The organism is Pseudomonas alcaligenes (assembly GCF_041729615.1).
GTDB lineage: Bacteria > Pseudomonadota > Gammaproteobacteria > Pseudomonadales > Pseudomonadaceae > Aquipseudomonas > Aquipseudomonas alcaligenes_B.
This window is the reverse complement of the sequence record NZ_CP154874.1, coordinates 1,635,985-1,650,683: the sequence shown is the minus strand read 5'-3', so window position 1 is coordinate 1,650,683 and position 14,699 is coordinate 1,635,985. Positions and strand designations below refer to the sequence as shown.

General features: G+C 68.6%; 8 protein-coding genes. 5 read left to right on the top strand and 3 right to left on the bottom strand.

Annotation, left to right across the window (positions count from 1 at the left end):
- Positions 1–5: 5 nt before the first annotated feature.
- Complete coding sequence (locus tag AAG092_RS08000) at positions 6–1,877, bottom strand: diguanylate cyclase domain-containing protein (protein ID WP_373389572.1); 1,872 nt, start codon at positions 1,875–1,877, stop codon at positions 6–8.
- Between the two features lie 228 nt (positions 1,878–2,105).
- Between AAG092_RS08000 and AAG092_RS07995 the strand changes: the two genes are divergently transcribed.
- The 5 genes from AAG092_RS07995 to AAG092_RS07975 all read left to right on the top strand — a co-directional run bounded on the left by AAG092_RS07995 (position 2,106) and on the right by AAG092_RS07975 (position 12,280).
- Positions 2,106–4,409: a YgiQ family radical SAM protein gene (locus AAG092_RS07995; RefSeq protein ID WP_373389260.1), complete on the top strand. Its 2,304-nt coding sequence runs from the start codon at positions 2,106–2,108 to the stop codon at positions 4,407–4,409.
- 283 nt (positions 4,410–4,692) lie between these two features.
- A complete protein-coding gene (locus tag AAG092_RS07990; protein WP_373389259.1) occupies positions 4,693–8,004 on the top strand; it encodes a DUF2126 domain-containing protein in 3,312 nt (1,103 codons plus the stop codon).
- Positions 8,005–8,116: 112 nt separating this feature from the next.
- Entirely contained in the window at positions 8,117–10,612 is a 2,496-nt protein-coding gene (locus AAG092_RS07985) for a circularly permuted type 2 ATP-grasp protein (protein ID WP_373389258.1), read from the top strand.
- The gene (locus AAG092_RS07980; protein ID WP_373389256.1) at positions 10,609–11,523 is read left to right on the top strand and encodes a transglutaminase N-terminal domain-containing protein; all 915 of its coding nucleotides are present in this window, start codon (positions 10,609–10,611) and stop codon (positions 11,521–11,523) included. Before AAG092_RS07985 ends, AAG092_RS07980 begins: the two co-directional genes overlap by 4 nt.
- Positions 11,524–11,755: 232 nt before the next feature.
- Entirely contained in the window at positions 11,756–12,280 is a 525-nt protein-coding gene (locus tag AAG092_RS07975) for a hypothetical protein (RefSeq protein WP_373389255.1), read from the top strand.
- A 54-nt stretch (positions 12,281–12,334) separates the two neighbouring features.
- On the opposite strand, the gene AAG092_RS07970 is transcribed toward AAG092_RS07975, so the two are convergent.
- Complete coding sequence (locus tag AAG092_RS07970) at positions 12,335–13,582, bottom strand: TIGR03862 family flavoprotein (RefSeq protein WP_373389254.1); 1,248 nt, start codon at positions 13,580–13,582, stop codon at positions 12,335–12,337.
- A 58-nt stretch (positions 13,583–13,640) separates the two neighbouring features.
- Positions 13,641–14,684 (bottom strand): DUF429 domain-containing protein, encoded by a 1,044-nt coding sequence (locus tag AAG092_RS07965; RefSeq protein WP_373389253.1) that lies wholly within the window; start codon positions 14,682–14,684, stop codon positions 13,641–13,643.
- Between the last annotated feature and the right edge of the window lie 15 nt (positions 14,685–14,699).

Here is a 14,699-nt window from a genome sequence, read left to right as displayed (position 1 = left end):
CCGCCTCAGCTCAGTCCGCTGGGCACCTTGAGCACGTCCAGCATCAGGCAGGTGTGCTGGCTCAGTTCGCCGTCGCAGCCCTGCAGCACGAAGCCGGAGCGGCCCTTCTGCTTGGCGCGGTACATGGCCTCGTCGGCCGCCTTGTAGAGGCCGGTGAACTGCAGCGCATGCTGCGGGTACAGGGCTCCGCCGATGCTGATGGTCACCGCCAGGCGGTTGGCGCCGTAGAGCACCGGGCGCGACAGCTCGGCGAGCAGGCGGCCGGCGATTTCCTGGGCGTGGCGCTCGGCCTCCGGGCCGCAGACCAGCACGGCGAATTCGTCGCCGCCCAGGCGCGCCACCATGTCGTTGGTGCGCACGTGCTCGCGCAGGCGATGGCCGATGGTGCGCAGCAGCAGGTCGCCGGCGTCGTGGCCGTAGCGATCGTTGATCGGCTTGAAGTGGTCGAGGTCGACCAGCATCAGCGCCACCGACTCGTTGCGCCGCTGGGCGTCGGCCAGGGCCAGTTCGGCGCGCTCGATCAGGTAGCGGCGATTCGGCAGCTCGGTCAGCGGATCGTGGAAGGCGGCATGCTGCAGGCTCTGCTCGCGCTCGCACAGCAGGTGGTTGGCCTCGGCTAGCTCGGCGGTGCGCAGGCGCACGGCTTCCTGCAGCTCGTCGGCGCTGCTCTGCATCTGCGCCAGGCGCGCGGTCTTCTCGCGGTCGGCCTGCAGCAGGGCCTCGGCTTTCTCCTGCTTGAGCATCTGGATGCGGTAGGCCAGGGCGAAGGAGAACAGGATCGACTCGGCGGCCACCGCCAGGGGGAACACGTAGGCATTCCAGGTGGCCGGCTGCACCAGGCCGGTGGAACGCATCAGCGCCAGGCTAATGCTGCCGAGGATCAGGCCGTAGCCGCAGAGGTAGAGCAGGGCGGGGAAGTAGCCCTGGCGCCAGCGGATCAGCGCCGAACCGAGGGCCGCCGGGATGCTGGTCAGCGACAGCAGGGCGATCAGCCAGGCGGCCAGGTTGCGCTGGCCGAAGGCCTCCAGGGTCACGGCGATCACGTAGCAGGCGCAGGCGAAGCTCAGCAGGTGGTGCGCCCAGCGCACGTGCTGGCGGGTCTGCAGCAGGGTCTGGGTGAAGCGGCAGGCGCAGAAGCCCCAGAGCGAGGGCAGGGTGATGCGGTCCAGCCAGAAGGGCACCGGGCCGTCCGGCCACAGGTACTGGAAGCCGTGGCCGCTCATGCTGACGATCATCAGCAGGGCGCCGGCGGTGGTCAGCACGTACCAGAAGTAGGCCTTGTCGCGTAGGCTGAAGAAGATGAACAGGTTGTACAGCAGCAGGGCGGCGATGATGCCGTAGATCAGGCCCAGACCGAGGTTTTCCTGGCTGGCCAGGTGGTCGAGCTCGTCGAGCTGCCAGACCCGCAGCGGGAAGGAGTTGCCGGCCGGATCAAGGCTGCGCAGGTAGATGGTGGTCGGCTGCGTGCCCAGTTCGGGGAGTGCGAGGACCATGCGCCGGTAGGGGTGGTCGCGCCCCTCGGCGAAGCCGACCCGTTCGCCGGACTGGCGCAGGGTCCAGCCGCCCTGGCCGTCGGGTAGGTACAGCTGCAGGTCGAGCTGGGTCACCGCGCCGATTTCCAGCCACCAACGGACCGGGGCCTGCGCGTCGCGTTGCAGCTGCAGCTTGATCCACCAGGGATTGGGGTTCTGGCCGACGCTGGCGCGCCCGCGCGCAGGCTGGAAGCGTTGCTGCACGGCGGGATCGGCCATGTCGGCGATGCTCAGGCGGCCGCCGACATCCTCCAGCAGCTCGATCTGCCCGTTCAGTTCACGGCCGCTGTCGCCGGCCTGCAGAATCGCCGGCGCAGCCCGAAGCTGGCCGCAGACGGCGGCCAGGCACACCAACAGCAGTGCCTGCAGGGTTGCGCATCGCACTGTTTACGCTCCTTGTTTCGGCGTCAGGGGCCGCTTGGGCAATCCGGCTGGAGTATAGACACAAGCGTGCCTGTGATCACAAATTGATGGCACGGGCAGGTGGGGTTTGGCAGAGCGCCACAGTCGGACTCTGTATATTTTTTGTGCTATATTCCGCGCCCCCCGAGAAAGCCCGGTTGATCAAGAAATATGCAAGCCGCCAAGCCGCTGTTCGACTATCCCAAGTACTGGGCCGAGTGTTTCGGTCCTGCACCCTTCCTGCCGATGAGCCGGGAAGAGATGGATCAGCTCGGCTGGGACAGCTGCGACATCATCATCGTCACCGGCGACGCCTACGTCGACCACCCGTCCTTCGGCATGGCCATCATCGGCCGCCTGCTGGAAGCCCAGGGCTTTCGCGTCGGCATCATCGCCCAGCCGGACTGGCGCTCGAAGGACGACTTCATGAAGCTCGGCCAGCCGAACCTGTTCTTCGGCGTGGCCGCCGGCAACATGGACTCGATGATCAACCGCTACACCGCAGACAAGAAGATCCGCAGCGACGACGCCTACACCCCCGGCGGCGTCGCCGGCAAGCGCCCCGACCGCGCCAGCCTGGTCTATAGCCAGCGCTGCAAGGAGGCCTACAGCCACGTGCCGGTGATCCTCGGCGGCATCGAGGCATCCTTGCGCCGCATCGCCCACTACGACTACTGGCAGGACAAGGTGCGCCGCTCCATCCTGATGGACGCCACCGCCGACATCCTGCTGTACGGCAACGCCGAGCGCGCCGTGGTCGAGATCGCCCAGCGCCTGGCCGCGGGCGAAACCGTCGAGCAGATGACCGACATCCGCGGCACCGCCTTCGTGCGCAAGGACACCCCCGAGGGCTGGTACGAGGTGGACTCCACCCGCATCGACCGCCCGGGCAAGATCGACAAGATCATCAACCCCTACGTCAACACCCAGGACACCGCCGCCTGCGCAATCGAGCAGGAAAAGGGGGCGGGCCCGTTGGAAGACCCCAACGAGGCCAAGGTCGTCGAGCTGCTGCCCAGCCCGAAGATGACCCGCGCCAAGACCGTGATCCGCCTGCCTTCCTTCGAGAAGGTACGCAATGACCCGGTGCTCTACGCCCACGCCAACCGCGTGCTGCACCTGGAGACCAACCCGGGCAACGCCCGCGCCCTGGTGCAGAAGCACGGCGAGGTGGACGTGTGGTTCAACCCGCCGCCCATCCCGATGAGCACCGAGGAAATGGACTATGTGTTCGGCATGCCCTATGCGCGCGTGCCGCACCCGGCCTATGGCAAGGCGAAGATTCCGGCCTACGAGATGATCCGCTTCTCGGTCAACATCATGCGCGGCTGCTTCGGCGGCTGCACCTTCTGCTCGATCACCGAGCACGAGGGCCGCATCATCCAGAACCGTTCGCACGAGTCGATCATCCGCGAGATCGAGGAGATGCGCGACAAGGTCCCGGGCTTCACCGGCGTGGTTTCCGACCTGGGCGGACCGACCGCCAACATGTACCGCATCGCCTGCAAGGACCCGGAGATCGAGAAGCACTGCCGCAAGCCGTCCTGCGTGTGGCCGGGCATCTGCGAGAACCTGAATACCGACCACAGCTCGCTGATCGAGCTGTACCGCAAGGCCCGTGCCCTGCCGGGCGTGAAGAAGATCCTGATCGCTTCCGGCCTGCGCTACGACCTGGCCGTGGAGTCGCCGGAATACGTCAAGGAGCTGGTCACCCACCACGTCGGCGGCTACCTGAAGATCGCCCCGGAGCACACCGAAGAAGGCCCGCTGTCGAAGATGATGAAGCCGGGCATCGGCAGCTACGACCGCTTCAAGCGCATGTTCGAGAAGTACTCGAAGGAGGCGGGCAAGGAGCAGTACCTGATCCCCTACTTCATCGCCGCGCACCCGGGTACCACCGACGAGGACATGATGAACCTCGCCCTGTGGCTCAAGCGCAACGGCTTCCGTGCCGACCAGGTGCAGGCCTTCTACCCCTCGCCGATGGCCAGCGCCACCGCCATGTACCACTCGGGCAAGAACCCGCTGCGCAAGGTCACCTACAAGAGCGACGGCGTGACCATCGTCAAGAGCGAGCAGCAGCGCCGCCTGCACAAGGCCTTCCTGCGCTATCACGACCCGAAGAACTGGCCGCTGCTGCGCGAAGCGCTGACCGCGATGGGCCGCAGCGACCTGATCGGCAACGGCAAGCACCAGCTGATCCCGACCTTCCAGCCGCAGACCGACGAGTACCAGAGCGCGCGACGGAAGAACTCCACCCCGTCCGGCAGCAAGAAGGCCGGCGGCGAGAAGGGCAAGACGGTCGGGCGCATCCTCACCCAGCACACCGGCCTGCCGCCGCGCGGCAGCGACGGCAGCAAGAGCTGGGACAAGCGCGAGCAGGCCAAGGCCGCCGCCGAGGCGCGGCGCAAGGCGGAGAAGGCCGGCGCCGGCAAGGACAAGAAGCCGGCCCGTCGCCCGGTGGCGCCGCGCTGAGCGGCTTGCTCCCCTCGTCCACTTGTGGGAGAGGGGCCGTGGGAGAGGGCTGGCCCCCACCCTCTCCCGTGAACGGGAGAGGGGGCTATCCGCATATCACCCGCCTGCATCACGCCATCCCCTCCTGGAAGCTGGCGCCTTTTCCGTGCGCCAACCCCGGGCGCTCCGCACGGCCGCCCCATTCTGGTGCCTATATCCCGGCGCGCGCCGCCTAAAGCCTGCAAAACCACTGGCATAACTCTTGCGCAGCCCTGGTATCGCCCTGGCTCGCAGGAGGCACGCCGTGTCGATCCATGTCGCACTGCAGCACGTCACGCATTACCGCTACGACCGCCCGATCAACCTCGGCCCGCAGGTGGTACGCCTGCGCCCGGCGCCGCACAGCCGCACGCGCATCCTCTCCTATGCCCTGCAGGTCTGGCCTGGCGAGCACTTCGTCAACTGGCAGCAGGACCCGCAGGGCAACTACCTGGCGCGCCTGGTGTTCCCGGAGAAGACCGAAGAGCTCAAGGTCACCGTCGACCTGGTCGCCGAGATGGCGGTGTTCAACCCCTTCGACTTCTTCCTTGAACCGCATGCCGAGAAGATTCCCTTCGCTTATGTCGAGGCCGAGCGGCGCGAGCTGGCGCCCTATCTGGTCACCGAGGCCGGCGGGCCGCTGTTCGCCAAGTACCTGGCCGGCGTCGAGCGCAAGCCCACGCCCAGCGTCGACTTCCTGGTGGCGCTCAACCAGCGCGTGGCGCAGGACATCCGCTACCTGATCCGCATGGAGCCGGGCGTGCAGGCGCCGGAAGAAACCCTGCAGCTGGCTTCCGGCTCGTGCCGCGATTCGGCCTGGCTGCTGGTGCAGCTGCTGCGCCACCTGGGGCTGGCGGCGCGTTTCGTCTCCGGCTACCTGATCCAGCTCACGGCCGACGTCAAAGCCCTCGACGGCCCCAGCGGCACCGAGCAGGACTTCACCGACCTGCACGCCTGGTGCGAGGTGTACCTGCCCGGCGCCGGCTGGATCGGCCTCGACCCGACCTCCGGCCTGTTCGCCGGCGAAGGCCATGTACCGCTGGCCTGCAGCCCTGAACCGTCCTCGGCGGCGCCTATCTCCGGGGTGCTCGACGAATGCGAGTGCGAGTTCGCGCACGACATGCGCGTACAGCGCATCTGGGAGGCGCCGCGGGTCACCAAGCCCTACAGCGACGAGCAGTGGCACGACATCCTCAGCGTCGGCCGCCAGGTCGATGCCGAGCTGGCCTATGGCGATGTGCGTCTGACCATGGGCGGCGAGCCGACCTTCGTCGCGCTCGACTACCCGGACGATGCCGAGTGGAACACCGCCGCCATGTGGCCGAACAAGCGCCGCCTGGCCGCCGAGCTGTTCCACCGCCTGCGCGCGCACTATGCGCCGCACGCCCTGGTGCATTTCGGCCAGGGCAAGTGGTACCCGGGCGAGCAGCTGCCGCGCTGGTCGCTCAACTGCTTCTGGCGCAAGGACGGCGAGCCGATCTGGCAGGACCCGGCGCTGTATGCCGACGAAACCCGCTACTACGGCGCCGACTCACGCCTGGCCGCGCGCTTCCTGGCCAGCCTGGCCGGGCGCCTGGGGCTGTCCGCCGAGCATGTGTTCCCGGCCTACGAGGACTGGCTCTACTACCTGTGGCGCGAGCGCCGCCTGCCGGCCAACGTCACCCCGGAGGATGCGCGCCTGAGTGACCCGCTGGAGCGCGAGCGCCTGCGCAAGGTGTTCTGCCGCGGCCTCGGCGAGGTGGTCGGGCATGTCCTGCCGCTGATGCGCAGCGCCAGTGATGATGCCTGGCTGACCGGCCCCTGGTTCCTGCGCGACGAGCACTGCCGGCTGATCCCTGGCGATTCGCCGCTGGGCTACCGCCTGCCGCTGGACTCGCAACCCTGGGTCGGTGAGCTGGACTACCCCTACGTCACGCCGCAAGACCCGCACCAGCCTTTCCCGCCGCTACCGAGCCGGCAGAGCATCCAGCAGCAGCTGCGCACCCCGCTGCACCCGGGCAATGGCCATGGCAAGCCGGCCGAGGGCGAGGGACCGGCGGCGCCGGGGCCGTTCGAGTCGGCCGGCGGCGTGGTGCGTACCGCGCTGTGTGCCGAGCCACGCGACGGTCGCCTGTACCTGTTCATGCCGCCGCTGCAGCGCCTGGACGACTACCTGGAACTGGTCGCCGCCATCGAGGCCACTGCCCGCGAACTGCGCTGCCCGGTGCTGCTGGAGGGCTACGAGCCGCCGGCCGACCCGCGCCTGACCCATTTCCGCGTCACCCCGGACCCGGGCGTGATCGAGGTGAATATCCACCCGGCGGCGAGCTGGGACGAGCTGGTCGAACGTACCGAGTTTCTCTACGAGGCGGCGCGCCAGTGTCGCCTCTCCAGCGAGAAGTTCATGCTCGACGGCCGCCATACCGGCACCGGCGGTGGCAACCACTTCGTCCTCGGCGGCGCCACCCCGGCGGAATCGCCGTTCCTGCGCCGGCCCGACCTGCTGCGCAGCCTGATCAGCTACTGGCACAACCACCCGTCGCTGTCCTACCTGTTCAGCGGTCTGTTTATCGGCCCGACTTCGCAGGCGCCGCGCGTCGACGAGGCGCGCAACGACGCGCTCTACGAGTTGGAGATCGCTTTTGCGCAGATGCCCGAGCCGGGCCGCGAGTGCCCGCCCTGGCTGGTCGACCGCCTGCTGCGCCACCTGCTGGTGGACGTGACCGGTAATACCCACCGCGCCGAGTTCTGCATCGACAAGCTGTACTCGCCGGACAGCGCCAGCGGCCGCCTCGGCCTGCTCGAACTGCGCGCCTTCGAGATGCCGCCGCATGCACGCATGAGCCTGGCCCAGCAACTTCTGCTGCGCGCCCTGGTCGCGCGCTTCTGGCACGAGCCTTACCGTCCGCCGCGCCTGGCGCGCTGGGGCACCGAGCTGCACGACCGCTTCCTGCTGCCACATTTCGTCGAGCAGGACTTCGCCGACGTCATCCAGGAGTTGAATGCCGCCGGCTACCCACTACGCGCCGAGTGGTTCGCCCCGCACCTGGAGTTCCGTTTCCCCAAGCTGGGCGACTATGCGGTGAAGGGCATCGATCTGGAGCTGCGCCAGGCCCTGGAGCCCTGGCATGTGCTGGGCGAGGAGGGCGCCGTCGGCGGGACCGTGCGCTATGTGGATTCCTCGCTGGAGCGGGTGCAGGTGCGCCTCGCCGGCCTGGCCCCGGACCGCTACCTGCTGACCTGCAATGGTGTGCCGGTACCGCTGCGCCCCACTGGCAAGGTCGGCGAGTTCGTCGGCGGTGTGCGCTACCGCGCCTGGCAGCCTGCCAGCTGCCTGCAGCCGACCATCGGCGTGCACGCGCCGCTGGTGTTCGACCTGGTGGATACCTGGATGCAGCGCTCGCTTGGCGGTTGCCAGTACCATGTGGCGCATCCCGGCGGGCGCAATTTCGAGGCGCTGCCGGTGAATGCCTACGCGGCCGAGAGCCGGCGCCTGGCGCGGTTCTTCCGCCACGGGCACAGCCCGGGCGAGCAGACGCTGAGCGAGCCGATCAACAATAATGAACTGCCCATGACTTTGGATTTGCGCCGCGTTTAGCTCCCTTTCCCGCTTGCGGGGGAGGGTTGGGGAGAGGGCTGTCGACCACCCTCTCCCCCGGCCCCTCTCCCATAAATGGGCGAGGGGAGTCCTGCGCCTGATAGAGCCTGCCATGCCTGACCTGCTTGCCGATTACCCGCGCCCCCACGCGGCCTACCACGAACTGCTCGATGCCCAGGGCCAGGTGCGTCCGCATTGGCGGCGCCTGCTCGACCAGCTGCAGCGCAGCACCCCGGCGCAGCTGCAGCAGCGCCAGGCCACGCTGGCGCGGCAGATCCAGGAAAACGGCGTGACCTACAACGTCTACGCCGACCCGGAGGGCGCCGACCGCCCCTGGGAACTGGACCTGCTGCCCAACCTGATCCCCGCCGACGAGTGGCAGCAGATCGCTGCTGGCGTGGCCCAGCGTGCCGGCCTGCTGAATTCCGTGCTGGCCGATCTGTACGGCCCGCAGCAGCTGCTCGCCGAGGGCCTGCTGCCGAGCGAGCTGGTGTTCGGCCACGACAACTTCCTCTGGCCCTGCCAGGGCGTGCAGCCGCCGGGCGGCACCTTCCTGCACCTCTATGCGGTGGACCTGGCCCGTGCGCCGGACGGCCGCTGGTGGGTCACCGCCGACCGCACCCAGGCGCCGTCGGGTGCCGGCTATGCACTGGAGAACCGGCAGATCCTCTCGCGCGCCTTCCCCGAGCTGTACCGCGACCTGCGCGTGCAGTACCTGGCCGGTTTCTTCCGCACCCTACAGGACACCCTGGCCCGGCAGGCGCCGGTAGATGGCGGTGAGACGCCGCTGGTGGTGCTGCTCACCCCCGGGCGTTTCAACGAGAGCTATTTCGAGCACCTGTACCTGGCGCGCCAGCTCGGCTACCCGCTGGTCGAGGGCAGCGACCTGACCGTGCGCGACGCCAAACTCTACCTCAAGACCCTGGCCGGCCTGCGCCGGGTGCATGCCGTGCTGCGCCGGCTGGACGACGACTACTGCGACCCGCTGGAGCTGCGCACCGACTCCGCCCTCGGCGTGCCCGGCCTGCTGGAGGCGGTGCGCCAGGGCAACGTGCTGGTCGCTAATGCGCTCGGCAGCGGCGTGCTGGAATCGCCGGGCCTGCCCGGATTCCTGCCGGCGATTGCCGAGAAACTGCTCGGCGAGGAGCTGCTGCTGCCCTCCATCGCCAGTTGGTGGTGCGGCGAGGCGCCGGTGCTGGACGAGGCGCTGGACAAGCTCGACGAGCTGCTGGTGCGCCCCAGCTTCCCCTCGCAGAGCTTCGCCCCGGTGTTCGCCCGCGACCTCGACGAGGCGCAGCGCCGCGCGCTGGCCGAGCGCATTCGTAGCCGTCCCTATGCCTATGTGGCGCAGGCCCGCGCCCAGCTCTCGCAGGCGCCGGTGTGGCTGGCCGAGGAGGGCGGCCTGGCGTCGCGCGCCATCGGCATGCGCGTGTTCGCCGTGGCCAGTGCCGAAGGTTACCGGGTGCTGCCCGGTGGCCTGACCCGCGTGGCCGCCGATGCCGACGCCGAGGTGGTATCGATGCAGCGCGGCGGGGCGAGCAAGGACACCTGGGTACTCGGCGAGCGCCACCCCGGCGGCGAGCCCTGGCAATGGCTGCGTCCGCTCGGCGTGGCCGATCTGGTGCGCAGCGACCCCTACCTTCCGTCGCGGGTGGTGGAGAACCTGTTCTGGTTCGGCCGCTATGGCGAGCGCTGCGAGGACAGTGCGCGCCTGCTGCGCATCCTGCTGCAGCGCTATGTCGACGATGACGATGATCCACAGGCCCTGCAGGCTGCGCTGGCCCTGGCCGAAGGCCTCGGCCTGCTGCCCGGGGCGGCCAGCGGCTCGCTGCAGGCCCGCCTGCAGCAGGCGTTGTTCGGTGCCGACTGGCCGACCAGCCTGCGCGCCAACCTGCAGCGCCTGCAGTGGGCTGCCGGCAGCGTGCGCGGCAAGCTGTCCCAGGCCAACTGGCAGGCGCTGGTGGAGCTGCAGCGCGAGGCCCAGGCGCTGGAGGGCCAGCCCGCCGACTTCGGTGAGCTGCTGGATTTTCTCGATCGCCTGCTGATGTCGCTGGCGGCGCTGTCCGGCTTCGCCCTGGATGACATGACCCGCGACGACGGCTGGCGCTTCCTCATGCTCGGCCGCTGCATCGAGCGCCTGCAGTTCCTCTGCGAGAGCGTCGCCGGGCTGCTGCGCAGCCACGCCGCGCAGGACCAGTCGGCGCTGGAGTGGCTGCTGGAGCTGGGCAACAGCATCATCACCTACCGCACCCGCTACCTGGCCGCGCCGCAGCTGATCCCGGTGCTCGACCTGCTGCTGCTCGACGAGCAGAACCCGCATGCGGTGCTGTTCCAGCTGCGCCAGTTGCTGCGTTCGCTGGAGCGTCTTGAGGAAGGCTTCGACTTCCGCGCCGGCCCCACCCTGGGCGAGCTGGCGAGCAAGCTCGCCGCCTTCCGCCTGGGCAGCCTGGAGAGCCCGCTGTTCGGCAGTTCCGGGCAGCGCGCGGTGCTCGGAGGCCTGGCCGACCTGCTGCTGCAGATCGCCGAGGTCTCCGGGCGGGTTTCCGACCAACTGGCGCTGCGCTTTTTCGTGCATGTCGATGCCAGCCGCGGGACACTTTCCTCATGAAACGCGCCCTGTACCAAGTCCTGCACGATACCCACTACCGCTACTCGGCGCCGGTGTCCCTGGCCCAGCAGCTGGCCCACCTGTGGCCGCGCGACTGCGCCCGGCAGCTGTGCCAGGAGCGGCACCTGACCGTCACCCCGCAGCCGACCGCGCGCCAGGACGGCCTCGATACGTTTGGCAATCCGCTGACCCGCCTGGTCTTCGAACGCCCGCACGAGCAGTTGCGCGTGATCGCCAGCCTGCGCGTCGAGGTCCTGGCCCGCTACAGCCTGGTGCTGGACGACTCGCCGGCCTGGGAAAGCGTGGTAGCGGCGCTCGGCTACTCCGGCCAGCCGCTGGCCCCGGAGCTGCTGGAGGCCGCGCGCTACCGCTTCCAGTCGCCCTACGTGCACCTCAAGCGGCTGTTCGCCGACTACGCCGCCGACTGCTTCGCGCCTGGCCGTCCCCTGCTGCGTGCGGCGCAGTTGCTGATGCAGAAGATCTTCCGCGAATTCACCTTCGATGCCGCCGCCACCCAGGTGGCGACGCCGCTGGTGCAGGTGCTGGAACAGCGCCGCGGCGTGTGCCAGGACTTCGCCCACCTGATGCTCGCCTGCCTGCGCTCGCAGGGCCTGGCCGCGCGCTATGTCAGCGGCTACCTGCTGACCCAGCCACCACCCGGCCAGCCTCGCCTGATCGGCGCCGATGCCTCGCACGCCTGGATCTCGCTGTACTGCCCGCGCCACGGCTGGGTCGACTTCGACCCGACCAACAACCTGCTGCCCAACCTGGAACACATCACCCTCGGCTGGGGCCGCGACTTCGCCGATGTCTCGCCGCTGCGCGGGGTAATACTCGGCGGCGGCAGCCACGATCCGGACGTGCGGGTGACGGTGACGCCGTTGGAGGCGCCGCTGCCGGCGGTGGGCTGACAGGCTGCATTTCGCAAACGCGCACGTCGCCAACACGCATGTCGCAAAACTGATGACCCATTACGCGGAACCTCTTGTTGGGCGGGGGCATAATGCGGCCAGTGCGCCGGGAAGGCGCCTTAGTCGCCGATATCCATCACTACGACGCAGGGCGCATGTTCAGCGTCATGATGCCCGAGGGGTATTCGCCGTACGACTATGTGAAACGCTCTATTCAGGAGTATCTGGGGCCATGAGCCTGACAAGGATCGCGGCTGCGCTGCTGATCGCGCTGAGCTGCTCGGCCTGCATGAAGGACCATCATCAGCCGATCGCCAACCTCGCCTACCTGCGCGCAGAGCCCGACGCCGGGCGCATCAGCTTCAACCTGTTCTTCGCTTCCGATCTTGATCTTGACGAGGTCTATTCGCGCCTGGATGGCAGCGGCAAGATTGGCCAGTCGCTAAGCTGCTCCCTGAAGCGCGAGCCGGTGTTTGCCATGGATCATGTGATTCCGCTGTTTGGCTCTGGCACGGTGGAGCTAGTCGGTCAGGAGCAGGGGCGTTTCCTCTACCGCTCCAGCCTGCATTTCTCGGAAACCACGGATGAGGGGCGCTCGGAGCGCTTCATCGATCAGCGGCGCTTCAATGAGGCTCTGGCCGGGCGTGCGACCGTGCCGTGCAAGGTAGTGATGACTGCCTATGGCTATCGTGCTTACTTCTCCAACACCCTCATGCTGCCGGCTGGTGAATTGCTGCCTTTATTGCCGCGGGAGTGATGCACTGACTGTCCTAAAGGGCTCGTGGCTGGTGTCGAGCCTCTAGTCGGCGGGTTACAGAGCACCGCGCTGGCGCAACCACTGCAGTGCGCCCAGCCCGGCTACGCGGCCGCTGGCAAAGCAGACGGTGAGCAGGTAGCCGCCGGTGGGCGCCTCCCAGTCGAGCATTTCGCCGGCGCAGAAGGTGCCGGGCAGGGCGCGCAGCATCAGGTTGTGGTCCAGCGCCGCGAAGGTCACGCCGCCGGCGCTGGAGATCGCCTCGTCCAGCGGGCGGGGGTGCAGCAGTTCGATCGGCAACGCCTTGATCGCCCGGGCCAGACGGCTCATGTCGGCGAAATCCTCGCTGCTGGTCAGCTCGCGCAGCAGCGCGGCCCTCGCGCCGTCCAGGCCGAGCTGGCGGTGTAGATGCTTGGCCATGGAGGCCGAGCCGCGCGGCTTGTTGAGCAACGCCTCCACTTTCTCGATCGTGCGATCCGGCTGCAGATCCAGATAGACCCGCGCGCTGCCGCTCTGCTCGATGCGCTGGCGGATGGTGGCGGACAGCGCATAGACCAGGCTGCCCTCGATGCCGTGCTCGGTGAGGACGAACTCGCCACGTCGCGGCGCCTCGCCGTCCAGCGCCAGGGTGACGTTCTTCAGCGGCGCCCCGGCGAACTTGCCGCGCAGGTGCTCGCTCCAGCCGGCCACCTCGAAGCCGCAGTTGGCCGGGCGCAACGGCGACACCTCGACTCCGCGCTGCTGCAGCAGCGGCGCCCAGGCGCCGTCCGAGCCGAGCCGTGCCCAGCTGCCGCCGCCCAGGGCCAGCACACAGGCATCGGCCTGCAGCTGGCGCTCGCCCTCGGGCGTGGCGATGCGCAGCGCGCCGGCCTCGTCCCAGCCCAGCCAGCGGCTGCGGGTATGGATGGCCACGCCGGCCTCGCGCAGGCGCTTGAGCCAGGCGCGCAGCAGTGGCGCGGCCTTCATGTCGGTGGGAAACACCCGGCCGGAGGTGCCGACAAAGGTGTCGATGCCCAGGCCGTGAATCCAGGCGCGCAGGGCTTCGGCATCGAAGTCCGCCAGCAGCGCGGCGATCTCCGGCTCGCGCTCGCGGTAGCGCGACAGGAAGGGCGCCTTGGCCTCCGAATGGGTGATGTTCATGCCGCCGACCCCGGCCAGCAGGAACTTGCGCCCGACCGAAGGCATGGCGTCGAACAGCTCGACCCGCACGCCACCGGCGGCCAGCACCTCGGCGGCCATCAGCCCGGCGGGACCGCCGCCGATAATGGCGACCAGGGGAGCGGAGGACGTGCTGTCGATGGGCATGGCGATTCGCGGCTAGGGGGAGTGGGCCGGCATTCTACCCGAGCCACCCGCGGGTCGATCAGCTCAGTAGCTCGGCGTCGTGAAAGGCTTGGAGCCACTGTTTTTCGTCATAGATCTGCAGGCCCCAGTGCCCTTGCCCTGGACGCTTGCTTTTGGCCGCCACTATGAAGCAATCCAACTGGACCTGACCGAGCCCCTCCAGTGTCCTCGGGGTCGTGGCCTTGGCGAGGGCAAGCACCCTCATCGCGTGGCCCTGCGACCAGGGCTGCGGAGAGTGGCCGAAGAGCAACTGGTAGGCGCCCTTGTAGGTGTGGAGTCGTGGCGATCCGGCTCGATACGAGGCGATGAGTTCATCCAGCAGCATTTGGGCGTTGTCGTTTTCGGCGTGCGTCATGCTCGATTCTCCCGTGGTGCAGACGGTCAGGATCTGCCCTTCGCGCAGGCTGCCGCCCGAGTCCTGCTGCAGGGGTAAGCCTGACCAGACGGTTGCAAGCCCGGGCCGGGGGCGGTGATGGGCGGCCGCCAGCAGGGCGCAGAGGCAGGCATCCAGGCGGTCGTGGCTGGGCAGCTCCGTGAGTCCGCGCACACCCATGCGCTCCAGCAACTCACGGCGTTGCCGCCGTCCATCATGCGACGATTTCTTGGCCAGTCCGGTGCCGAGTCGTTTCCACACCGCTCCCGGATAGGTCTCGGCAATCGGCGTATTCGGGCGCAATCCGGCATGGGCCAGGGCGGCAAAGAGCTCCAGCGAGGAACGGACGAACCCGGCATAGGGACCGCTGCCGGGCGGAGCGTCGGGAGTCTTACCGGCGGCGGCGAGTTTGCGTTCACAGTCGCGCATGGTCTGGCCCGGCAGCGCCAGGGCCTGTGGGCCATCGATCAGGGTGAGCCTGGCGCCGCGCAACTCTGGCAATAACGAGTCGACCTGCACTGGGAGTTCTGGAGCATCCCAATTCCATTGCCAGAATTCGGCGTGAAGTTGGCCGGCCGCGTCTGGGGTGAGTCCGCAGACATCGATGGGGCGCCGCCCCTTGGCATAGCGGTCGGTGAGGTCCGCGCCCAGATACCAGGCCTTCGGTGGTCCTTGGCGGGTGGTTTCCATAAGCGCTCCCGCAGG